The sequence below is a fragment of the Gardnerella sp. DNF01180P genome (assembly GCF_049244205.1).
Lineage (GTDB): Bacteria > Actinomycetota > Actinomycetes > Actinomycetales > Bifidobacteriaceae > Bifidobacterium > Bifidobacterium swidsinskii.
Genome location: NZ_CP058386.1, coordinates 1,028,191 through 1,051,793 on the forward strand (window position 1 = coordinate 1,028,191; position 23,603 = coordinate 1,051,793).

Sequence of the window (23,603 nt, forward strand, 5' to 3'; positions counted from 1 at the left end):
ATTGCACTCAATATCTTTAAGTTTGTAGGAACTTAACGCTAAACTAGAGCGTGGCAATTTACAAGCCTTATCAATACTTATGGAGGATGCCCACATGGCAAAAACCGTTCTTGTTATCAATTCTGGTTCCAGTTCGATTAAGTATCAGCTCGTTGACTTAGAAAGCGGTGAAGGTATCGCTTCCGGCATCGTTGAGAAGATTGGCGAGCCAGTTGACGGACACTACAAGCACGTATTCAATGGCGAAAAGCATGAGTTCGATGAGCCAGTTCACGACCACGAGCAGGGCTTAAAACGCGTACTTGGATTCTTCGAAGAATATGGTCCAAAGCTTTCAGAGTCTGGCATTGTTGCTGTCGGTCACCGCGTTGTTCAGGGTGGCTTAACATTCCCTAAGCCTGCATTAGTCAATGAAAAGACAATCAATAAGGTTAAGGATTTGGCAGTTTTGGCTCCACTTCACAACGGCCCAGAAGCTGTTGGCGCTGAAGTCATGACTGAACTTTTGCCAGACGTTCCGCAGATTATGGTATTCGATTCTTCCTTCTTCCATGCTTTGCCACAGGTTGCAGCAACTTATGCTTTGAATAAGGAAATTGCAGACCGCTATCATATTCGTCGTTACGGTGCTCACGGCACTTCTCACGAATACATTGGCTCTGTTGTTCCAAGCGTTGTAGGTAAGCCTGCAGAAGGTTTGAAGCAGATTGTTTTGCACATTGGTAACGGTGCTTCTGCTTCTGCTCAGATTTCTGGCAAGCCAGTTGAAACCTCTATGGGCTTAACCCCACTCGAAGGCTTAATGATGGGTGGCCGTACCGGCGATATTGATCCAGCTGTAGTCTTCCACCTTATTCGCAACGCTCACATGAACGTGGACGAACTTGATACTCTCTTCAACAAGCGTTCAGGCATGATGGGTATGACTGGTCATGGCGATTTGCGTGATATTCACAAGCTCATCGCAGAAGGCGATGAAAACGCTAAGCTCGCTCTCGGCGTATACGTGCACCGCATTGTTGGTTATATTGGCAACTATACTGCTCAAATGGGCGGCGTTGATGTCATTACCTTCACAGCTGGTGTCGGCGAAAACGACGAAATTGTACGCGCTCGCGTATGCGAAAAGCTTGAGCCATTCGGCGTTAAGCTCGATAAGGAAAAGAATTTGGTTCGTTCTAAGGAGCCACGCGTTATTTCCACTCCAGACAGCTCTGTGATTATTGCTGTAATTCCAACGAACGAAGAGTTGGCTATCGCACGCAAGGCTGCAGCTATTGCTGAAGCTGGCGAAGATAGCTACGGCAACAAGTTCAAGCACTAAATTGTTTGCGCTTAACTGCGTAGAACAAACAAATAAATAGATATAAATAATCCCGGGTCAAAAAGGCTCGGGATTATTTGTTATTCAAGCATTTTATGCCACATGCCTGGAAAATCAGGAATCGTTTTGCGAGTAGTAGAAATATTTTTGATTCTTATATTTTCTATGCGCAATCCAAGCATTGCAGCAAAAGTTGCCATTCTGTGATCCGCATAAGTTTCCATTACTTCCCCATGCATATGGTTACTTGGCTCAATACGAATTCCATCTTCGAGCTCTTTAGCGCCAATCCCAACTCGATTCAATTCATTAACTAACGCTTGCAAACGATTCGTTTCATGCCCTCTCAAATGCGCGATACCATGAAGTTCACTTGGACCGTCCGCAAAAGCAAGAATAGCTGCAATACTAGGAGCAATCTCCCCTGCTGCACTCAAATCAAGATATGGAATTGCTTTAATCGCACTATCGCTTTCCACATGCATTATTCCAGCATCATCACCTGTTTTTTCAAAATTAACTTTTGCACACATTTTTTCTAATATTCCAGGAAGCAATCCTCCAGGTTGAGTTGAAGAAAACGGCCAATTAGGTATACTGACACTTCCTCCAGCAATCAATGATGCTCCTAAAAATGGCGCAGCATTAGAAAGATCAGGCTCTATAGTAACAACGTTAGCTAGATTTATTTTACTCTCTTTAACATGCCACATTGCGTTGCTAGTCATATTTACAGACCCACCCGCTTTGCAAATATCGTCCATAGTCATGCGAATATGTGGCATACTTGGCAATGTGTCACCAATATGTTTAAGCTCTAATCCACCAGGAATACGTGAACCAATCAGAAGCAGCGCAGAAATAAATTGTGATGATGAAGAAGAATCAATTTGCACGATTTTTTCAGAAAAATTATTTATTTTAAATTCGACTGAAGGTGGCGTAATAGTAAAAGGTAAAAAACCCTCTTCTTCGTGATATTTTACGCGAGCACCAAGCTGCTCTAAACCGTCAAGAACTGGCTTCATAGGACGAGCATAAGCTTGCTTATCGCCATCAAATCGCACAGCTTTATTTGCAAATAAAGCTAAAGCTGCAACGAAACGCATTACAGTTCCAGCTAAACCGCAATACACTTCAGCATTATCTGGAACTCTAAAAACTCCGTCTTCTGGAGGAATTACACGAAGCTTAGTTCCATCTTCATTTAATGACTCACATCTAACGCCAAATGTAGATAAAGCGTTAATCATAAGATCCGTGTCGCGCGAGCGCAATAATCCTTGTAAAACTACTGATTTTGTGCCCAAAGCTGCCAAAATTAAATAACGATTCGACAAAGATTTACTGCCAGGAACCTCAATATAAGCTTTTAATTGATGATTAGCATACGGTGCTTTCCAAGGAGTAGTGCAATCTGCAATATCGTTAATATCACTCATACTATGAATACTATCGATTAACATGTACTGCTAAATAAGAATAAAAAGCAAAAATACGCATATTTCATTAGATATAAAAAGTCGGGGTGACAGGATTCGAACCTGCGACATCCTGCTCCCAAAGCAGGCGCGCTACCAAACTGCGCTACACCCCGAGACTTTTGAACTGATTACCAGTTCCAAGCACAATCAATTACAATAGCGCACTTTGCAGACAAATGCAAATTACGACACACGTATTATGAAAATTTTTTCTTCATTACAAAATTCAACTAGCAAAACTCATTACTAGCTACCAAACGATACAATAGAATTAGTTTGAAGAAAAAGGGGCTAAGTATGGGACGCTTCCAGCGAACAGAGGCAATGGGCTTAATATCATTCATAGTTTGCGCAGCTTGTGGAATGATTATTATGAGAATGTATATGGTAACAATGCCAGCGTTTTGGCAAATTAGTCAGCGACTATTCCTTACAGCTTCAACTATTGTGTCTTTGTGCAGCGTAGGCGCTTTTATTGTTGGATACTTGCGTACAAATAAAAAAGTTATCAGCCATCACTTAATTCGAGTAGCTAAGCATGCGTTTGAAATAACAGCACTTTCTACGATTTACGGCGCGACAATGTTTCTTATGTCTTTTGCTTTGCTATCTATTATTAATAGTATTATTGGCAGAGCAGCAATGAACAGTTATTTACCAGTATTATGCTCAGCATTATCTGGAATTGTTGGATACGCAACTCTTATTCAGGCTGAACTTCTCGAAGCTAAAACAGTGGCTTCTCTCCTGCCATTATTCGTTATTTCTGGAGCTGCAACTGCAGGTCTTACGACAGATGATCCGTACTGGTATAACAATAATTTCTCTCAACTTGGAGACCGCACAACATTTGCAGCTAGTATGTTTAATGCAACACTTGTTTTGTCAGGAATTTGCATTATCATAACGAGCTACTTTGCTATTACTGAATTCGTTGCAACGCAGCATGAAATGCTGCAACACAATAGCCAAAAACTAATTAAACACTTCAAGATGCGCACAACTGTTATGGCAGCTTTGCTGATTCTTGGAGGAATATCGTTTATTGGAATAGGAACTTTTAGATACACACCACATCCTTTCTTACATGATTTGTGTGCTCGAGGAGTAACAGGATTAATTTGCACAATGCTTGTATGTCTTCCATGGCTTGCGCCTAAGCTTTCTCGCACATTCTATATTGCTTCCGATTTAGCGGTTATTCTTACTGCGTGGGCAGGAAATCAGTGGATACATGGAAATAATACTCTTACAAATGTTGAAGCATTATCGTGTCTGCTATTTCTTGGATGGATTATTGTATTTTCACGACAAGTTGCGGCTATGCAAAGCGATCGTCTTCAATCAAAAATAAATCAAGCTTTAGTATTAAATAGAAGCTCAAAAGCACAAATAGAATAAGAACAAAAAGATAAATTAAACTAACAAAAGCAGCGTAGAAACTTAAATTTCTGCGCTGCTTTTAGTTTTTACAAGTCACGAAATTCTTTACAAATAAAGCATAATATTTAATGTTCTGGTTTATGCTCACTCATAAGAAGCAAGAAACTACGAGATTGTGCAACAATATTAAATCCTGCCTCATATAACAATTCTGGACCCTTTGGATTATATGTGTCCACGATCAACTTCCACTTCTCACCATAACGTTTATCTGGCAAAGTAAAAGTAATAGGTTCATAATGCGCATTAAAAATAAGAATAAAGTCATTATCAACCATTCTCGTTCCATACCAGTCAGTTTCTGGAATATCCGAACCATTCAAATAAATCATCACAGATAAAGCATGAGTATTTGACCAGTCCTCCATATCCATAACAGTACCGTTATGATCAAGCCATTCAACTTGTGGAATATCGCTTACATCATCTCCAGCAGAACGACCCGTAAAGAAACGACGACGATGCAACACAGGGTGCTTTAATCGCAAGTGAATAAGCTTGGAAACGAAATCGAACATATCTCGTTGAGTTTCGTTATAATCCCAACTTATCCACGAAATAGCGTTATCTTGACAATAAGCATTGTTATTGCCCTTCTGCGTACGCATGACTTCATCACCAGCGCATATCATAGGAATACCCTGGCTCATCAAAAGAGTTGAGAACAAATTACGTATTTGACGTTCACGCAATTCATTAACATCGTGAATATTAGTAGGTCCTTCAACACCGCAATTCCACGAACGATTGTCGTTCGCACCATCGCAATTGCCTTCCTTATTAGCTTCATTATGTTTTTCGTTATAGCTAACTAAATCGTTCATAGTGAAGCCATCGTGAGCTGTAATAAAGTTCACGGAAGCTACAGGCTTTCGTCCATTTTGCTCATATAAATCTGAGCTACCCATAAGTCTACTGGCAAATTCAGGTAATGTAGATGGTTGTGAACGCCAAAAGTCGCGGACACAATCGCGATATCTTCCATTCCATTCGGACCAACTTGGAGGGAATCCACCAACTTGATATCCACCAACACCAATATCCCAAGGCTCAGCGATAAGTTTTACACTTGAAATAATAGGATCCTGCTCAATAATGTCAAAGAATGCAGAAAGTTTATCTACTTCTTGGAACTGACGCGCAAGAGTTGCTGCTAAATCGAAACGGAAGCCATCAACATGCATTTCAGTTACCCAATAACGCAAACTATCTGTGATTAACCGCAATGCTTTTGGAGAACGCATAAGTAAGGAATTACCAGTACCGGTAGTATCAAAATAATGACGCTGGTCATTATCTACAAGGCGATAATATGCGCGATTATCAATACCACGGAAACTCAAAGTAGGACCACGGTCATTGCCTTCAGCAGTGTGATTGTAAACCACGTCTAGAATAACTTCCATACCTGCAGCATGATATGCCTTAACCATTGATTTAAATTCGTTAACTTGCTCTCCGCGCTGACCAGAACTGGAGTAAGAATTTTGAGGAGCGAAGAAACCAATAGTGTTGTATCCCCAGTAGTTACTTAATCCTTTATTTTGCAAGAAAGAATCATTTACAAACTGATGAATAGGCATCAATTCTATTGCAGTAACACCAAGCTTCCTTAAATAAGAAATAACGCTTGGATGTGCAAGTCCAGCATAAGTGCCTCTAATATCTGGAGGAACACGTTTATCAAGATTAGTCATTCCACGAACATGAGCTTCGTAAATAACAGAATCATGATACGGAATCATAGGATGCTGATCATTACCCCAATCAAAATACGGGTTAATAACTGCAGCCTTCATCGTATGGTCTGCAGAATCCAAAGTATTCATTGCTGAAATATCATCTGGATTATCAAACCAATACGAGAAAAGACTCTCATCACCGTCTATATTTCCTTCAATCGCCTTGGCATATGGGTCAAGCAACAACTTATGAGGATTACACCATAAACCATGAGAAGGATCATAAGGTCCGTGAACACGATAACCATAACGCTGACCAGGCTGTATGCCTGAAACATAGTTATGCCACACGTATGAGTTCTGCTCAGTCATATCAATACGTGTTTCGTTATCATGCTCATCAAATAAACATAATTCAACGCGCTTTGCAACTTCGGAAAACAGCGCAAAATTCACGCCAGCGCCATCATAGTTTGCGCCAAGCGGATACATGGAACCTGGTCGTATATGCATAATATAAGTATCTCATATATTCGAGTAGTTTTCACGTCATGTTGACGTTATTTAAAAAAAGATTGAATTTAAATGAAAGCCTCAATTAATAACGTAATTCCATGGATCGCAAGCTTCACCTAACCAAGCAACTTCTGGACGCTCTCCATACATTTCTTCTATGCAATCAGCAATATCATTAATCGCATAAGTAAACCACAATGATTCAATAGCACTATGAGAAGTGTTAATAATCATAGGATATGTGTGTTGAATGTAATCTTCACCAGAAGAAAGACGCAGTTTCGATTCATATTTAGCTCGCTCAATTGCATCAAGTGCAGGATGATGACGCAAATCGCTTGTAACATATACGTCAACTTTTTCCCTGCGAACTTCATCTAACAAGCTTTCCCCAGAACCAGGCAAAACAGCTACTGTACTAACTTTCGCATCAAGATTTCCAGCAACTTGAACACCAACTTTTGTATGAGGAAGAACGTTAAAAACATTTTGCGCAAAATCACGCAATGATATTGGCACATCCAAAACACCAATTCTGCCTAAGCCAATGTTACGTCCAGCAGAATCAATCTGTTTAGAAACAACAATTGGACGCAAATTATGAAGACCAAAATACTCTGCCGCAGCATGAGCAACTCCGCGCCACGCGACATCCGCATTAGTGTGACCAACCCATAGCGCACAATTATTACTAATTAAGCGCTGCACAATTTCGCCACGAACAGTTTCGTTTGAAACTCCATGCACAGCTTTGAAAAATAGCGGATGATGAGTCACTAATAGGTTTGCACCCATTGATAACGCTCGATCAACTGCGCTAATCGTAGGATCACTAACACATACGATTCGCTGAATTTGGGAATTCAAGTCTCCAACAATAAGACCAGGCTCATCCCACTCTTCAGCAAAGCTTAATGGGTACAATGTTTCTATAGCTTCAATTACTTTGCTTAATCTAATCATTTCTTCTACCTTTAAGCAGTGCTAATGCGCTGCTAGTTGCCAATCTACACCAACTCCAGTAGAAACATTAAGAGGAACGTCTAAATGCACAGCATTTTCCATAGCTTTACGCACAATATTTTCTACCTGCGCTTGCTCACCATGTGAAATTTCCAGAATCAATTCATCATGTATTTGCAATATTACGCGGCTGCGCACTTTTGCTTCACGCAATCCCAAATCAACACGAAGCATAGCAAGTTTCATAATATCTGCGGCAGTACCTTGTATTGGAGCATTAAGAGCTCCGCGCTCAGCAGCTTCACGAGATGCACGATTATTGGAAGAAAGTTGCGGGAAATACCTACGTCGACCAAACATAGTTTCTGTGTACCCAAGTTCTTTTGCCTTCGACACAAGAGATTCCAAATAGTCATGAACATTGCCAAAAGTATCAAAATACTTATTTTTTAACATTTCAGCTTCAGCCGGACTAATAGAAAGCTGTTTTGCCAGCCCATAAGTACTCAATCCATATGCCAATCCATAGCTCATAGCTTTTACGTGAGAACGTTGATCCGGACTTACTTGTTCAACAGGAATCTTATAAACTAAGCTAGCAACATATTTATGAAAATCTACGCCGGAACGGAATGCTTCGATAAGAGTTTTATCATGAGATGCATGGGCCATAATACGAAGCTCAACTTGTGAATAATCACAACTCATTAAATATTCAAATTCTTCTCCTGGAATAAAAGCAGCACGAATTTCACGACCAGCAGCATTCCTATTAGGAATATTTTGAAGATTAGGATCAGCAGAACTTAAACGACCAGTTGCTGCAATAGTCTGCTCAAAAGTTGTATGGATGCGCCTATCGTCATAATGAGCTGCATCAATTAAACTTTGCACAATCTGTTTCAATTTATTAGTTTCGCGATGTTTAAGTAAAGCACCCAAGAATTGACTTGCAGGTTCTTCGGGATCGAGTTTAACGTACATAGCTTGCAAAGCTTCGGCATTAGTCGTGTACGAGCCATTCTTTGTGCGACGAGTAGGTTTAAGACCAAAATGCTCAAAAAGTATTTGTTGCAACTGCTTAGGGCTTTGTAAATTAACAGAACTACCTGCAACTTTCCAAGCCATATTTTGCGCAAACTCAGCATCTGCAGAAAATTGCTTAAGCATACCACTTAAACGTTGCATATCGACTGCAGCACCGACGTCTTCCATGCCACGCAAAACTCGCGAAATAGGCATTTCCAAATCAGTCATCAAACCAGTTTGTTTCCTATCGTCAAGTGTTGAAGCAAAATGAAGAGCCAAAAGACGAATAAGAAGCGCAGTTTTCAAGAATTTTGCTTCACGTGCTTGAGTTTGCTTTTCATTAGTTTCTTCTTCACTAGATGACACTTCATTGTCAATAAGAAGATCAAGCTCACCTTGCTTAGCTTCATTTTCACCCAAATTATCTTCAACTGACTGAATATCTAAATAATGCTCAGCCATATTTTCTAAAGTCTCAGCTCGAAAATCTGGCTCCAATAAATATGATGCCAATCGAGTATCAAGAAGTGGAGTGCCAAATGAATTATTCGAATCGAATAATTTTAGCGATTTTAGCAATCCCAAATGCTTTTTATAGTCATGCAATACTGTTATTGAGGAATTTTTTTGCAAGAACTTTCGCAACATCTCAAGCAAAGCTTGATCTGACGATTGCAAATCAGTCGTATATAATATTGCAGCTTTATTAGCAATAAGAATTATTAAACAATCTGCAATCAACTCAAAATGATGTTTTGAATTCTTATTGCACTCATGAGCGTATATCACTACTTCTTGATTTTTCAGTATAGGTTCAGCACATTTACGAGAATTATTTATAATTTTTTCGGAATTTAATTCTTCAAAATTCTCTTCCTCAGAACTTACTTGATCGAAAGTATCTTCAGTATTTTTTGAATCTTTCTTTATTTTTGTATAAAGCAAAGAAGAAACTGAATTCTCCCAATCAATAAAGTCCTCTACAGTTTTAACATGATGTAAGTCAATGCCTGCTAGCATTTCTTGAAAATTTTCTGCGTCAATATTTGATTGAGCACTTTGAGCTAGCTTATCGTCATTAACGTCACCTTCATACGTAGACGAAAACATTATACGCATATTATTTTCGATAGATTGTTGCATACCGTTGCTAAAAGTTTTGAGAATCTTTCTCTTTTTTAATTCGCCAAATTCAAGTTGAGACAGCAAGATTCCTAATTTTGCAGCATCAACATCACCAAAGCACAAATCATCTACAGTTACGCCTAAATCCAAATCGCAAACTAAAGCATTAACTTTACGGTTTAAACGAACTTGATCAATATTTTCTCTTAAAGCTTCTCCCTTTTTACCGCTAATCTCATTCGAATGTTCAATAATATTTTCTAGGCTGCCGAATTGATTAATCCATTTAGCAGCGTACCCATCTCCAACACCTGGAACTCCTGGAATATTATCTGCAGTTTCTCCTCTTAACGCTGCTAAATCAGGATATTGCTTAGGCGTAACATGATATTTTTCATAAACAGCATTCTTATCCATTTCTTTTAAGTCTTTAAAATGCTGTCCTGGATATAAAACAGTAATATTGTCATCTATCAGTTGGAATGCATCACGATCGCCAGAAAGTACTAAAGTTCTATAACCGGCATTCGAACCCATTACTGCAAGAGTGCCAATAACATCATCACCTTCATAACCGGGTTTCTCAATATAAGTGACACCAAGAGCTTTAAGCATCTGTTGAATGATAGGAAGCTGCGAAAGAAGCTCCTGTGGAGCAGCATCACGAGTACCTTTATATTGAGGCAGCATAGTATTTCTAAAAGTTCCACCTTTAACGTCAAAAGCAATAGCTAAGCGGTCAGGCTTCTCTTTTTTTACAACCTGTGAAAGCATAGTAATAAATCCCCAAATGGAATTTGTTGCTTGCCCAGAGCGAGTAGAAAAATTATCCGCAGATATTGCAAAAAAAGCACGGAACGCAAGAGAATGGCCATCAACAACCAACAACGTTCCTTTCTCATTCTTAAGTTCCGAAGAATGTTCTTCAACGATGTCGGTATTCACTGTTGACTACTCACCCACGTTCCGTAATTACTAATAAATAACTATGCACTTATATAAAAATGAATAAATATAACCCTACTAATTTTCAGATGAAGATTCTACTTTATCATCGCTATACTTTGCAATAATAGCCATTGCAAGACGCTTCTTAGGGATACGCTGATCCATAGAAGTTTTTTGAATCCAGCGGAAAGCACCCTGTTCAGAGAATCCAGCCTTATCCATAAGAAGACCCTTAGCACGATCTACAAGCTTACGTTCTTCTAAAGTATCTTCAGCTTTCTTCAACTTTTCTTCTGTTTTCTTCAACTGATCTTCAGCATCGTGTAACTTGTTTTCTGCACGCTCAACACTATCTAATAAATCGTTGATCTCGCTAAAGCGACCCATAGCAACTTCCAAAGCAGGAAGAAGTTTAGATTCTTCATATGGCTTAGTAACGTACGCCATCGCTCCAGCACCAGTTGCTTGTTTTACTAAATCTGACTGTGAAAAAGCAGTGAGCATTACTACAGGAGCAATATTCTCATCACAGATTGTTGCAGCGGCAGTAATGCCATCCATAACAGGCATCTTAACATCCATACACACAACATCTGGATGATTTTCACGAGTCAACTCAATAGCTTCTTGACCGTTAGCAGCCTGACCTATAACTTGATATCCGTTATCTTCAAGCATTGCAACTAAATCCATGCGATTAACTGATTCATCTTCTGCAACTACTACAGTACGAATATGATTGGCTTTCTTTTCTTTAGCTTCTCGCTGAACAGCTTCATCATCTGCAGCTTTGCGCAGCTCATCATCAGTAAGTACCTCAGGCATTGCCGGCTCTATCCCTTCATTTTCATCCATACCTGGCATATTCAAAACCTCACTTCATTGCCACACATTCACAAGGAAACATCGCCATGCATCTTTAACATGGCGTTCACGCAACGGCACACTCACAAACACTAGCGAAAATTGCGCATCATAACACAATTTGCAAGTCATTAAAATACCGCACGCGCACCATGTTCGTGTCAATTAATAATATCATAAGAATTGCAAGACGCGCGAACAAACACATACAGTTAGCACTATTTTGCTTATTTTATATAATCGCAGATAATAATACAGCCAGCGCACCAAGTATTGCCTGAGCAACGCACATAGGAAAAGCATTCTTATAATCACCTATAAGCACACATTTAGTAAACCTATAGGCTTTAATCACAATGACTAACAATAAAAGCCACTGAAAAGCAGCAAAAAATAAATGCCATGAAGCATTGCATACAATCGCACTAAAACTGAGGAAAACTTCAACACTATAAAATCGCCATATTGACGGCACTGCAGAAGGTAACACAATAATCAAAATAGAATATGCAATCAAAAGAACAGCAGAAAAAATGCTCATAGCAGCACATAAACGCCTACCATTGCGCTCACCAATTCTAACCATAGCAGTTATTTTTCCATGCTCTTTATCGCTTTTAATATCTCGAAGATTGTTTACCATCATTAAGCAAGCCGAATAAGCACCAGGAATGCAAGATATTAGCACACACGCCAAAATCCTTTGCCTGTTATTGATAAATATGCTAGTTTCTGGAATACCAATTCCGTATGTAATTGCGCATAACGAACCAATAAAAGGAACAGGACCGAAAAATACAAACGCACTTACTTCTCCCCAACCTTTATAACCGTAAGGATGTTTACCTCCTGCATAAAACCATGCTGCAGCTAAGCACGCAATTCCAAGTAAAATAAACCAATATATTCCAGTTCGCAAAACAATAATCAAACCAAAAATACAAGAAATAAAAGCAGAAATTATTACGGCTTTAAGCACAGATTTCGCGGAAATTCCAGCATTTGCAAGGCGCCAAGATACATCGCACAAAGGTTTTGAATTATTGCTACTTAAAGCACGCAAACTACGATTCTCATCCAAGCCATTTAATCCATCACAATAATCATTGGCATAATTGACGGCGATTTGTATAAACGCAGCAACCATGCAGCACAAGAAAAATTGTATAAAACATTGCTCTAGATGCATAATTGGTTCTTCAAAATACGAAAATCGTATCATTCTAAATGAAACCGCAAACGCCATAACAACAGGAACTAAGCCTATTGGAAGCGTGTAAATTCTTGCACCCTTAAGCCAAATTTTTACACTTTTCATCAAAAGCCTCATAAATTATTTATGATTTATTTATTTATGATTTACACAAATATTTTATACTAAATTTGGCAAAAAGATTGAAGTGCATATTGGTAAAGCAATAATAAGTGCAGAAATAACTAAAGCCAAGAATCCACGCCATCCGAATGGGTATTTGTAATACGAAGACTTGCGTGTACGCAAATAAAAACCGCGCTCTTCCGCTGCTAGCGCAGAACTATCTGCTTTACGCACTGAAGAAACCAAAAGAGGCACAATAAGAGGCATCATGAGTTTTAATTTTTTAAACGGATTTTTAGTATCATACTCAACACCACGAGCCATTTGAGCTTCTGTGATTTGAGACATTTCGTAAGCAAAAATTGGCACGAAACGCACTGCCGTTGTAATAGTAAAAGCGTAGCAGTACGGCACATGCAAATATTGCACTACAGCATTTGCAAGATCGTTTAATTTAGTTACTGTTAGTACGGTAACAAGAGGAAAAGCAAAGCAGAACAATCTCAAAGCAGCTTTTGCACCAATATCAATGCCGTGCAATGTGAACCACAAGAAAATATAGTTGCCACTTTGAGCAATAACAGTCTGCAGCAAAAACATTACGCAAGAAATTATTAACATAGCTTTAATAAGACCAGATAATGTTTTAACAACACGAGTAAAAGCCATGCCAATAAAAATAATAGCTGCAAGCGCAATAAGCGCGGAATACTGTTTAGCAATAAACACGCTTATTACAACACTCGTAGCAAGAATTAGTTTTGCAATAGGATTAGTGCGATGAAGAAAAGTGTTACCTGGTTGGTAAGTTAATAATCTCGTTTTCATAAATATCAGACGCCTTTACTTCTACTTTTATTTGCTACTTTTATTTGCTATTGCTTCTGTTAATTCTGCTGATTCTGTACAGTCTGTTTTGTGATTTTTTCGCCGCGCAACGCTTCTACTAATTCTTCGCGCACATACAAGCCATTGCACTTATTAAATCCATGCGCAACCAAGCCTTGAGAAACGGAACACAATAATGGTGGATACAATGCTGCAGCAGAGCACACTTCCGGTTTTTCAAACACATCGTACGCTGAACCATCAATAATAAGCTTTCCATCATTAATTGTTATAAGTCGAGTTGCATAATCAAGCACAACTTCCATATCGTGACAAACCATAATCACGCAACAACCGTTTTTTCTTAAACGCTCTACAACTTGCATAATTCTCATGCATTCCTTGTAATCAAGACCGCAAGTTGGCTCGTCAAGAAGAAGAATCTTAGGATTTGTTACAACTGTTGCAGCTAAAGCAACCATTTGACGCTGGCCACGAGAGAGCATAAACGGGCTAGCTTCAGAATCCAGCTCCAACTCATCAATAATTTCCATTGCGTGAGCTTTAGCTTCGTCCTCATTCTGACCAATCAAAATACAGCTTAAAGTAACTTCTTCAAGTACCGTTTCTTTGCATAATTGTCGGTCAGGATTTTGAAATAAGGTAGATACATATTTTGCTATTTGACTAATACGAAGAGACTTAGTGTCAACGCCATCAATTGTTACGTTGCCTTCTGTTGGTTTTAATAAACCATTAATAATTTTGGTAATAGTTGTTTTGCCAGCACCATTTCTACCAACAAGAGTTACGAGCTCTCCAGCGTAAGCTTCAAAAGACACGTTTTTTAGCGCACTAACGCCACTTTGATACAAAAAACTGACGTTTTTAAGCGAAAGACATGGTGAATCGTTTTTCGATTTATTTTGTGCGTAAGATTGTGTAGAGACTTGCGATTCGTGTGAAAAGTCGCAAGCAAGCGCCGATTTATTTGAATCGCATTCACGATTATCAAATTCACTATGTGAATCAACATGTGAAGTCAAAGATTTTTCACTATTAATCGTATTAACAATAGTATTTACTGTATCTTCTACAGACACAGGCAAATCGCTTTTAGAGCAAATATTCTCACGCTGTAAATCATTAACCAAATGCGTAGTACGCGGATAATTTATTCCAATAGAATAAAGCAAATCCATATTTTTCAACGCTTGGCTAACAGGCAAATCAAGCGACAAAATGCCATTAGAAAGCACAACTAAACGCTTGCAATACTCGCTTAAAAGCGCAACTTTTTGCTCAATTACAACAACCGTTATTCCAAAATTCTTATTCAAATCTTTAAGAATCGAAAAAATCATTTTAGAAGAAACAGGATCTAAAGCGCACGTCGGCTCATCTAACACCATAACTTTAGGCTTTAGCGCAAGAATAGCAGCAATTGCAACCTTCTGCTTTTGACCTCCAGACAAAGTGTCTAAATCACGGTTACGCAAATCACTAATGCCAACAATTTGCAAAGCTTCATCTATTCGACTTGGTATTTCGCTATGCGCAACGCCAAAATTTTCTAAGCCAAAAAGAATCTCATCTTCAACATTTGCGGCAACCATTTGCGCATCAATATCTTGAATAACAGATCCAACCAAGCAAGCAATGTTAGTTAAAGCAAGATTGTTAGTGTCTTGACCCGCAATCTTAACGCTTCCTAAAAGTTCGCCAGAATAATGATGCGGAATCGCGCCAGAAAAAAGCGAAGCAAGAGTTGTTTTTCCAGAGCCAGAAGGACCAATAATTCCCACAAATTCGCCAGATTCTACGCTAAGACTTACATCTTTTAGTGCAAAAGTGGAATCTTGTGCCTCTGAAGAGTCTAAAGAATCATCTTTATTCCGATTCACATACTTAAAAGACACATCTTTTAGCTCAAGCAAAGGCACAATAATTCCTAACTCTTAGAAACCTAACAATTACAATTACTAATGATATCTTACGATTATATTTATTCTGCGATTATATTCTTTGATGATTATATGACTTGCTGCATATTATCCAGCACAAACTATTCAACAAAATCATCAAATACATATTATCCAAAATACATATCATCTAAAATAAATCATCCAAAACAAATTCAAACACTTACTTATGCAGAACGAGTCGAATTGGGGTGTAAAGCACTTCAACAACAACAGCATTAAACACAGCAGTTCCAAAAATGATTGGAAGCATAACAAAAATCGTCTTAGGAGAATGAAGAACAAAGAAAGATGCAGTAGAAGCAAATATTAAACCAGAAACAACTGTAGTTATAAAAGTTGCTATAAGTGGGAAAATACTGAACTTTCTAGCAGCATCCTTAGGGAAAACGCGAACATAAGCCATAATCATCAAAGTCATAACAATCGCTGCCGGAATATCGCAAACATAATTAAGACCAGGAATAGATGCGTTAAATTGCATCAAAGTTGCAGCCAAAGCACCAATAATCGCGCCCTGAATAACATTTGGACGAACAAGCAAGATTGCAAGACAGAATGATGCGATTAAAAAGTTTGGTTTAATGTTTCCAATTGAAAGTGCTTTTGCAGCAGTAAAGTCAAGAATACATCCTGCTGCAAAAAGAACTGCAACCAACACTAAAGACGTAATATCTAAAGCATGCTTTTTAATGCTTACAGCATTAATCATGCTATCTGCATGTTCGCTAATTTCCTGATTCATAATCTTCTCCTTCATAATGCGATAATCAAATTTTAATTATCGACTTTTGATATTTATTTATGCTTACTTACATTCATTTATGTTTGTTTATATTTGTTTGCGTTTATTCAAGTTAATTTATTTACTTATTCTTCAATGTTGTTTTACTTGTGCAAAACAAGTCGAATTGGAGCGTAAAGCACTTCAACAACAACTGCATTAAATACTGCAGTTCCCAAAATAATTGGCAACATAACCATTACCATATTTGGAGAGTGAAGAATAAAGAAAGCTGCAATAAGAGCAAAAATGCAACCGGAAATTACTGTAGTAATGAAAGTAGCAATAAATGGGAATACGCTTACTTTACGAGCTGCATCCTTTGGGAACACGCGAATATAACCAATTAATATTGCAGTCATAATGATTGCAGCTGGAATATCACAAGCATACTCAAGGAACGGAATCGAAGTATTAAATTGAATTAACGTTGCAGCCAAAGCACCAATAATAGCACCCTGGTAAATCTTCGGTCTAACAAGCAAAATCGACAAGCAGAATGAAGCAATAACGAACTCAGGCTGAATATTTCCAATAGAAAGAGACTTTGCAACAGTAAAGTCAAGAATGCATCCTGCAGCAAAAAGCACTGCAACTAACACCAGTGAAGTAATATCTAATGCGTGATTCTTAACTTTCACATTTTGCATCATTGCAGCTGCAGCATCTGTAGTTGCGTTTGCACCATTGTTGTAAGCTTCCTTAACGGTTTCGTTAATTTCTTGAGCCATGATTTCTCTCCTTGTTTAAGCTTCATATTATTTGAATACAAAGCTATCGAATATTTTGTTGTTATTTGTGATTTGTGATTTGGTTATTTTTTAAAATTTAAGCTTATATACAAAAAGACCTCCGGGCTTACCCCGGAGGTCTTTTATAAGCTTTTATACGCAGCTTCTAAAACTTCAGAGTAAACTCACACCAAAGAGAAGACTGCCACCACCACATACGAGCAGCGTTAAGAGCATTGTGAGATTCAGCATTCATGTTCATGTTACGCATGATAACTGCCTCCTTAAGCTCATTAGCTGACTGTGGCTCACACACAAACCTCAACCGAAGTATTCGATATTTATTTGTGTTGGAAATGATGCTAACACTGCAAAAGTACAAATGCAAATATTGATTCGTAAAATATAATCATATTTTCAAAAATATAAGCAAAACATTACTTTTTAAAAATCTCCTATAAACCATTCTTACATAAGGAAAACAGCTACTATAATTTTAAAAAACGCCCGAAATTATTCAAAGCAAAAAATTTCTAAAAATAAGCGCAACACGCAAGCAAAAATAAAAAATGAGGGTAATAGCTTAGCAATTGCTACTACCCTCATTTTTTATTAAAACCTCAGTACTTAATCACAAAACACAAAATTATGCGAAAAGCACTTTGGATTTTAATAATTGCAAGACAGATGCTTAGAACGCCTTACTTTAATCAAGAAAGCACCTGCAACAGGCAACAATATTGCAATAATAAATGCGATTTGCGCTACACTACTGCCTGTTGAACTTAACGCATGAACATTCTTCTTAACAGCATTATTTACTACTGTTATTTCAGTCCAAGCAACTTGATTACCTTTTTCGTCAACCAAAACAACCGTATGCTTTCCGGTATATCCAGCTGGGAACTGAGCATCAAATTGAGGCTTGCCATTAACCATGCGAACAGTCACAAACTTTGAACCATCAGCACCCTTAAGCAAGCGTGGAGATGAATAGATATACGCGTAAGCATAAACTACTCCATCACGCTGCAAACGCTCGGTGAACTCTTTGTTTACAACATTAATTCTCACACTGTTAACAACACCTGCAGTTGCAACGTTATTGTTACCAACGCTAAGAGTTCCCTTTAATTCTGGATTAAGCTGCTGAACTGTTTTCGGAGCAACAGGTACAGGAGTAGATTCTGCTGGCTTAGCTGGAGCTGGTTTAGCAGAATCAGCTGGAGCCGGCTTTTCTGTTTTTTCCGACGGAACTGGCTTTTCCGACGGAACAGAAGGCTTAGACGGCTTTGATTGTTCACTGGACTCAGACGGAGTCAGCTTCGGAGCAGGAGCAGGAACTTGCTGATGCTCACCAGGTTTTGGAGCTGGAGCTGGCTTTGTGCCAGGCTGATCAGGTTTTGGCTTCTCAGGCTTCTTACTAGGATCCTCACCAGGCTTTGGCTTTTCACCAGGCTCAGACGGATTCTCAGGCTGTTTGCCAGGCTCATCACCAGGCTTTGCATCCGGAGGAATTGGCTTAGATTCCTTATCTTTACTAAGCAATACTGCTGTAGAAACAGGAGCAATCTTGTATGTGCCATCATCAGCAACAGTTGCATCTTGAGCAGTATCATTCACTTTGCCATTAGCAACAAGTGCAGAATACTTTCCTGCTGGAATCTTTACTTGAGTTTCAGCATTATTAGCATTGAACACTACAACATATTGCTTATCTGCATCGTTAAGTGTGTAAGCAATTACACCATCAGGAGTGCCATCAATCATCTTCATGTTCTTGTTAATTATTGCATAATCAAAATCACGAAGAGATTTAATGCTCTTACGTAGCTTCAACAATCCCTTGAAATAGTTCACGGAATCAGACTTGTCAGCAGCACGATTCCAATCAAGAGCATTGTCTTTATCGCCAGCATTGTAACTATTATCGTTACCATTCTTAGTTCGCAAGAATTCCTGACCAAGCTGAATAAACGGCATGCCGCGAGAAAGCAAAATCATTGAATTTGCAAGCTTTACTCGTCTCAATCGTACGTCTTCAGTGTCGTTAGGAGCAGAGACCTTTAGCTTATCATACAACGACAAGTTATCGTGAGCTTCAACATACTGAACAATTTGACCTGCATCAGCAAAGTGCGTTTCAGCATTACCATTCCAGCACTTAACAGTACTACTCGTGCCAAATTGGCAACCAAGCAAATTATGCTCAAGCAAAGCCTTAACACCTTTATCTGTATTGCCATTGACAAAACCAGTACCCTTAGCAGCAAACACAGAACCTTTTACAGAATCGCGGAATGAATCGTTAAAGAACGCTACTCCTGGAATCTTATAAGCATTTGGTTGAATAGTAGACTCGCTCTTAGGAAGCAGTTCATTCATATCCCAGCCTTCACCAAGCACAATAATTGAAGGATCAATCTTATTAAGCTCAGCACGCACTTCTTGCATAGTCTTCAGGTCAATTAAGCCCATCAAATCAAATCGGAAGCCGTCGAGGTTGTAATGCGTAGCCCAATACTTCACAGAATCCAAAATATACTTGCGCATCATTTGACGTTCAGACGCAGTATCGTTACCGCATCCAGAATTACCATTCAGAGCACCATCCTTATAGCGGAAGTAGTATCCAGGAACTGTCTTGTTAAACGAATGATTTTGTGCGTCGTAAACATGGTTGTAAACAACATCCATAATCACGCGCAAACCAGCCTTATGAAGGCCAGCAATCATTTGCTTAGCTTCCTGAACTCGCGTTGTTGGATTGGCAGGATTTGTAGAGTAAGATCCTTCAGGAACATTGTAGTTTTGCGGATCATAACCCCAGTTTTGAGCGCCTTGCTTTCCATAGCTCAAGTCACCAGTTTCATTCACAGAACCAAAATCATACATTGGCATGATTTGTACGTGAGTGACACCAAGCGACTTCAAATAATCAAAGCCAGAAACATTCTGCTTATCTTTAGTCTTAGTGCCTTCTTCTACTACGCCAAGATACTTGCCACGATGAGCATCGCTAATACCAGAGTTTGGATTGATCGAAAAGTCACGAACATCCATTTCTGCAATTGTTGCGTCACTTGGATTCGTAAACTTTGGCATACGATTTCCAGCACTGCCTGCGTCTTTATCTGCTAATACAACAGAACGCTCACCGTTTACTACTGCAGCTTTCGCATAAGGATCAGCAGAAACATTCACTGTGCCATCAGCAAAATGAACTTCATATGCGTAAGCTGTATTAGCTTTGTCACCTTCAAGCTTTACAGACCATACGCCACGATCTTCTGCTTTCATAGCTGTTTCTTTGTCTTTTTCAGCTTTTTCAGCAGTCGACTTATAAGTAATCAGCTTTACTTCAGTTGCTGTTGGAGCCCAAAGCTTGAAAGTAGTTGAAGAAGCAGAATACACAGCACCTAAATCATCACCATTGTACGCGTATTTCTTATCGAACTCATCGGTACGAATTACGCTAGCACCAGTTTTTGAGGAAGCAGAAAGCTTAATACCTGTAGCTAATCCTTTAATACTCAACTCATACTTATGCTTAATATTAAGGTCATTCTTGGTTTCGATAGTAATCTCTGAACCATTAGCTTTAGCAGAAGCAATTTCAACTTTCTTGCTAGGATTTTCACTAGTATCCAAAAGTGTTACGTCAGAATCTTTTACAGAAGACACGTCACCAGACACTTTTACAACTAACTTCTTTAAGCCAGCAATATCAGCAGACATCACGTGAGCTGTAAGTTGTGGCATAGTAGCGTTTAAGTACACTGTCATGTCATCTTGCATTAACCAGACTTCAGCACTACCCTTGTTTGGATTATTTGCATCTAGCTTAATCGCATTGTTTGGAATACTGCGATTGCTAGGATCTTGTTGATCCCAAGCGTTAATTGGCGTAGATTTTCTAACTTTGAAGCCAACACTGTCAATACCAGCATCATTCTTAGCAGTAAAGGTTGCAACTTTGCCATAATCGTCATGCGAAGTGAAGTAACGAGCAGTACCACCGGTTCCGTCATTCCAAGTCCACATGTTCCAGCCTTCATAATCGCCAGCATTCCTGCGATAATGAACTGTTACCTTTAGCTCTTTTGGCTTCTTCTTAAGGTTGTCTGGAGCAGCAAACTGCGTAGTATCCGATCCGCCTGTTACCCAAGCTTCAGCAAGACCACTTGCGCAGTTTTCAATAGCACGATCGCCACCGTCTTTATTCCAATCTTTTGTAGTAGTAATAAAGGAAAGTGACTTGTTTTCAAAAGAACCATCAACCGTAGTTTCAAAAACTTTTCCGAATTTATCAGTGCCATTAAATTTATGCCAAGCTCCAGGTAAATCTTTACCATCCTTGTCTTTGCCCCACAAATAAACGCCAATATCGCGAGTATCACCAGCTTTTGGCTTGTAGTGGATACGAACAGTAGTCTTTGGATTATATGCTACTGGGCAAGGATTTACTCCAACGCTACCCTTGTGATCTTGAGCTACATACGAATCAGTGTGAGCTGGAATCTTAAAGTTATTATTATCTCCTTCGTGATACCAGTAACCTTTGCCATCGTTAAACACTGCTTCATAAACTTTGCCATTGGTTCTAATTGTCTTCTTATACCAACTATCGCAAGCCTTTTGCATCTCATCGCCAGGAGCTTGAGTCCAGCTTGAGCCTATACCGTAGTGAACATATACTTTTTTACCGTTAAACTTTTCATCTGGCTTAAAGTAAATGGTCGTTGTAGGATCTTCTGGCATACCTGCATCAGGCTTTTCTTCACCATATTGAGGATCAGATGTGTCTGCGGCAGAGCCTGCCGGAGGATTAGCCTTTGTGGCATTAACATGTAAAGCTACTGCTTCGCGAGCGCCAATCTTGGTTCTAACTTCACCTTTTTCAACTTTAACAGTCTTAGAGCAGTCTCCTGCAGCATACACATTGCAGTACTCACCATCAGGCAAATCAGTCTTATAAGAAACTTCTTTTTCGTCAAGAGAATTGTTGATCGCTAAGAAGCCCTTCTTTTCGCGGCTAAAAGCAATGTTGTTATCGCCATCATCCTGCCAATTTGTGACTTTCGCACCTTGAACAGCATTGTAGAATCCAATCATTCCACGAATCGAAGTCCAACGCTGAGTGCACTGCCACTTTGAATTAGCACCACAAGTTACTTCCGGAACAGACGTTTCAGTTGCACCAGGAGCACCATCATCATTCTTATCGAACTTGTATCCGGAATACACGTTTGGAGTGCCGTATGGCCACGCGAGCATGAAAGCGTTTGCTAAAGCGTAACGACGACCGTCCTTATACGTAAGCACGCTGTTACCGCGCTCTGTATCCCAATTCGTAACGAAAATAGCAGCTTTATCGCTCTTAACCATTCCGTCTTGAACTTTGTTCAAAGGCTTACTTGCCTTCATCAGCGAGCCTTTGAAACTTTGCATAAGCTGGTAAGAGTAGCCAAACTCGTTAACTTCGCCTTCATTCAAATGCGCAGCTGGCTGAATTTGTTGAGCTTCTGAAGGATTGCCAATAGTTTCCTGCATCCACCAGATGTCATGAATCTTTTTGCTATCTTCAACACTTTCGTTGTATTGCCTTATAGCAGAAGCTTTAATGCCCCTCATATCTTCTGGCGAAATATGCTTTACAGCATCAACACGGAAACCAGCAACACCAAGCTTCAACAAATCTGCAAAATACTTACCTAAAACTTGCTGAACATGCGGCTTAGAAGTATCCAAATCAAGCAAACCAACAAGTCTGTGAGTCCAAACTTCTTCAGCATTCGTGTAATCTTTAATATTTTCAGTGCTCTTATGGAAATCATCCTTAGTGTATCCAGCGTCTTCAAAAGTCTGCGAAGCAGCATCATACTTACTACCACCAACGCCAACAGTATCCTTATTATCAACGCCAGCCATGTGATTAATTACAGCATCTGCAATAATTCCAACCTTTGCTGCTTTGCAAGTTTTAATCATATCTTTAAACTCAGCTTCAGTGCCAAGTTTAGAATCAAGCTTATAGCTCACAGGCTGGTAAGAAGTCCACCAAGCTTTACCTTTAATATGATCCTGAGAAGGCGAAATTTGCACATACTTCACACCTTCAGGGCCATAAGTTTTAGTGCACTCTTGAGCAATACTCTTCCAATTCTGCTGGAATGCAGTAACAATAACACCTTTACCTTTAAGAGTTACATTCGAAGAAGTTTCTTTGCTATTGCTAGACTCCCCGCTAGTCACAGCGTTTGCGCTAATTGTAACAGCAAAACCAGTTACAAGCATTGCAACAGACGCAACAATAGCAACCATCTTCGATGCAAAGTGTCGACGATGACTCATCAGTATCCTTTCCTCCATTGGTATTAACGCGCTCCTTCCTTGGACGCATTAATAGCTCTAATACACAAGCGATGGCTAGCACAACTATGATGCTAACCATCGCCTAATAATATGTACAATCAGCGGAGAAAATTATACCATCTACATACTGACAATATTGCAATAACTATACAAAAACTGTAATAATATCAATATAAATTTATTTCCAAATCGTCTTTTACTTCACAT

Annotated in this window: 13 protein-coding genes and 1 tRNA gene; 2 read left to right on the forward strand and 12 right to left on the reverse strand. The window is 39.1% G+C overall.

Annotated features, from left to right (window positions below; translation table 11 throughout):
• The first annotated feature begins 94 nt into the window (after positions 1-94).
• Positions 95-1,324 (forward strand): acetate/propionate family kinase, encoded by a 1,230-nt coding sequence (locus tag HXT40_RS03990; protein WP_064621523.1) that lies wholly within the window; start codon positions 95-97, stop codon positions 1,322-1,324.
• 80 nt (positions 1,325-1,404) lie between these two features.
• On the opposite strand, the gene aroA is transcribed toward HXT40_RS03990, so the two are convergent.
• Both aroA and HXT40_RS04000 read right to left on the reverse strand, forming a co-directional pair.
• Positions 1,405-2,766 carry a 3-phosphoshikimate 1-carboxyvinyltransferase gene (gene aroA, locus HXT40_RS03995; RefSeq protein WP_033888764.1) on the reverse strand — a complete coding sequence of 454 codons (1,362 nt, stop codon included), beginning with the start codon at positions 2,764-2,766 and terminating at the stop codon, positions 1,405-1,407.
• Between the two features lie 81 nt (positions 2,767-2,847).
• Positions 2,848-2,921: transfer RNA gene (locus HXT40_RS04000), tRNA-Pro, on the reverse strand.
• A gap of 184 nt (positions 2,922-3,105) precedes the next feature.
• Between HXT40_RS04000 and HXT40_RS04005 the strand changes: the two genes are divergently transcribed.
• Complete coding sequence (locus HXT40_RS04005; RefSeq protein ID WP_004111335.1) at positions 3,106-4,209, forward strand: hypothetical protein; 1,104 nt, start codon at positions 3,106-3,108, stop codon at positions 4,207-4,209.
• Between the two features lie 107 nt (positions 4,210-4,316).
• Here HXT40_RS04005 and glgX read toward each other — a convergent pair whose 3' ends face one another.
• The 10 genes from glgX to pulA all read right to left on the reverse strand — a co-directional run bounded on the left by glgX (position 4,317) and on the right by pulA (position 23,345).
• Positions 4,317-6,446: a glycogen debranching protein GlgX gene (gene glgX / locus HXT40_RS04010; protein ID WP_012914065.1), complete on the reverse strand. Its 2,130-nt coding sequence runs from the start codon at positions 6,444-6,446 to the stop codon at positions 4,317-4,319.
• A gap of 81 nt (positions 6,447-6,527) precedes the next feature.
• Positions 6,528-7,412 carry a Nif3-like dinuclear metal center hexameric protein gene (locus tag HXT40_RS04015; RefSeq protein ID WP_103013979.1) on the reverse strand — a complete coding sequence of 295 codons (885 nt, stop codon included), beginning with the start codon at positions 7,410-7,412 and terminating at the stop codon, positions 6,528-6,530.
• Positions 7,413-7,433: 21 nt separating this feature from the next.
• On the reverse strand, positions 7,434-10,511 hold the full coding sequence (polA, locus tag HXT40_RS04020; protein WP_103013978.1) for a DNA polymerase I: 3,078 nt from the start codon (positions 10,509-10,511) through the stop codon (positions 7,434-7,436).
• A gap of 78 nt (positions 10,512-10,589) precedes the next feature.
• Positions 10,590-11,378, reverse strand: coding sequence for an ANTAR domain-containing response regulator (locus HXT40_RS04025; RefSeq protein WP_049762317.1), 789 nt, complete (start codon positions 11,376-11,378; stop codon positions 10,590-10,592).
• Positions 11,379-11,610: 232 nt separating this feature from the next.
• Entirely contained in the window at positions 11,611-12,696 is a 1,086-nt protein-coding gene (menA, locus tag HXT40_RS04030) for a 1,4-dihydroxy-2-naphthoate octaprenyltransferase (RefSeq protein WP_410310463.1), read from the reverse strand.
• 54 nt (positions 12,697-12,750) lie between these two features.
• Complete coding sequence (locus HXT40_RS04035) at positions 12,751-13,524, reverse strand: energy-coupling factor transporter transmembrane component T family protein (protein ID WP_116431772.1); 774 nt, start codon at positions 13,522-13,524, stop codon at positions 12,751-12,753.
• A 59-nt stretch (positions 13,525-13,583) separates the two neighbouring features.
• Complete coding sequence (locus HXT40_RS04040) at positions 13,584-15,467, reverse strand: ABC transporter ATP-binding protein (RefSeq protein WP_103013977.1); 1,884 nt, start codon at positions 15,465-15,467, stop codon at positions 13,584-13,586.
• A gap of 202 nt (positions 15,468-15,669) precedes the next feature.
• Positions 15,670-16,251, reverse strand: a complete 582-nt coding sequence (locus tag HXT40_RS04045) for a tryptophan transporter (RefSeq protein ID WP_012914058.1) — start codon at positions 16,249-16,251, stop codon at positions 15,670-15,672.
• A gap of 143 nt (positions 16,252-16,394) precedes the next feature.
• The gene (locus HXT40_RS04050) at positions 16,395-17,021 is read right to left on the reverse strand and encodes a hypothetical protein (RefSeq protein ID WP_004111317.1); all 627 of its coding nucleotides are present in this window, start codon (positions 17,019-17,021) and stop codon (positions 16,395-16,397) included.
• Positions 17,022-17,690: 669 nt separating this feature from the next.
• Complete coding sequence (gene pulA, locus HXT40_RS04055; protein ID WP_421777336.1) at positions 17,691-23,345, reverse strand: type I pullulanase; 5,655 nt, start codon at positions 23,343-23,345, stop codon at positions 17,691-17,693.
• Between the last annotated feature and the right edge of the window lie 258 nt (positions 23,346-23,603).

Bases quoted from the DNA above. Each gene is read 5' to 3' on its own strand.
- HXT40_RS03990 (WP_064621523.1), top strand. From the start codon at position 95: ATGGCAAAAACCGTTCTTGTTATCAATTCTGGTTCCAGTTCGATTAAG.
- aroA (WP_033888764.1), bottom strand. From the start codon at position 2,766: ATGAGTGATATTAACGATATTGCAGATTGCACTACTCCTTGGAAAGCA.
- HXT40_RS04005 (WP_004111335.1), top strand. From the start codon at position 3,106: ATGGGACGCTTCCAGCGAACAGAGGCAATGGGCTTAATATCATTCATA.
- glgX (WP_012914065.1), bottom strand. From the start codon at position 6,446: ATGCATATACGACCAGGTTCCATGTATCCGCTTGGCGCAAACTATGAT.
- HXT40_RS04015 (WP_103013979.1), bottom strand. From the start codon at position 7,412: ATGATTAGATTAAGCAAAGTAATTGAAGCTATAGAAACATTGTACCCA.
- HXT40_RS04025 (WP_049762317.1), bottom strand. From the start codon at position 11,378: ATGCCAGGTATGGATGAAAATGAAGGGATAGAGCCGGCAATGCCTGAG.
- menA (WP_410310463.1), bottom strand. From the start codon at position 12,696: ATGAAAAGTGTAAAAATTTGGCTTAAGGGTGCAAGAATTTACACGCTT.
- HXT40_RS04035 (WP_116431772.1), bottom strand. From the start codon at position 13,524: ATGAAAACGAGATTATTAACTTACCAACCAGGTAACACTTTTCTTCAT.
- HXT40_RS04045 (WP_012914058.1), bottom strand. From the start codon at position 16,251: ATGAATCAGGAAATTAGCGAACATGCAGATAGCATGATTAATGCTGTA.
- HXT40_RS04050 (WP_004111317.1), bottom strand. From the start codon at position 17,021: ATGGCTCAAGAAATTAACGAAACCGTTAAGGAAGCTTACAACAATGGT.
- pulA (WP_421777336.1), bottom strand. From the start codon at position 23,345: ATGGTTGCTATTGTTGCGTCTGTTGCAATGCTTGTAACTGGTTTTGCT.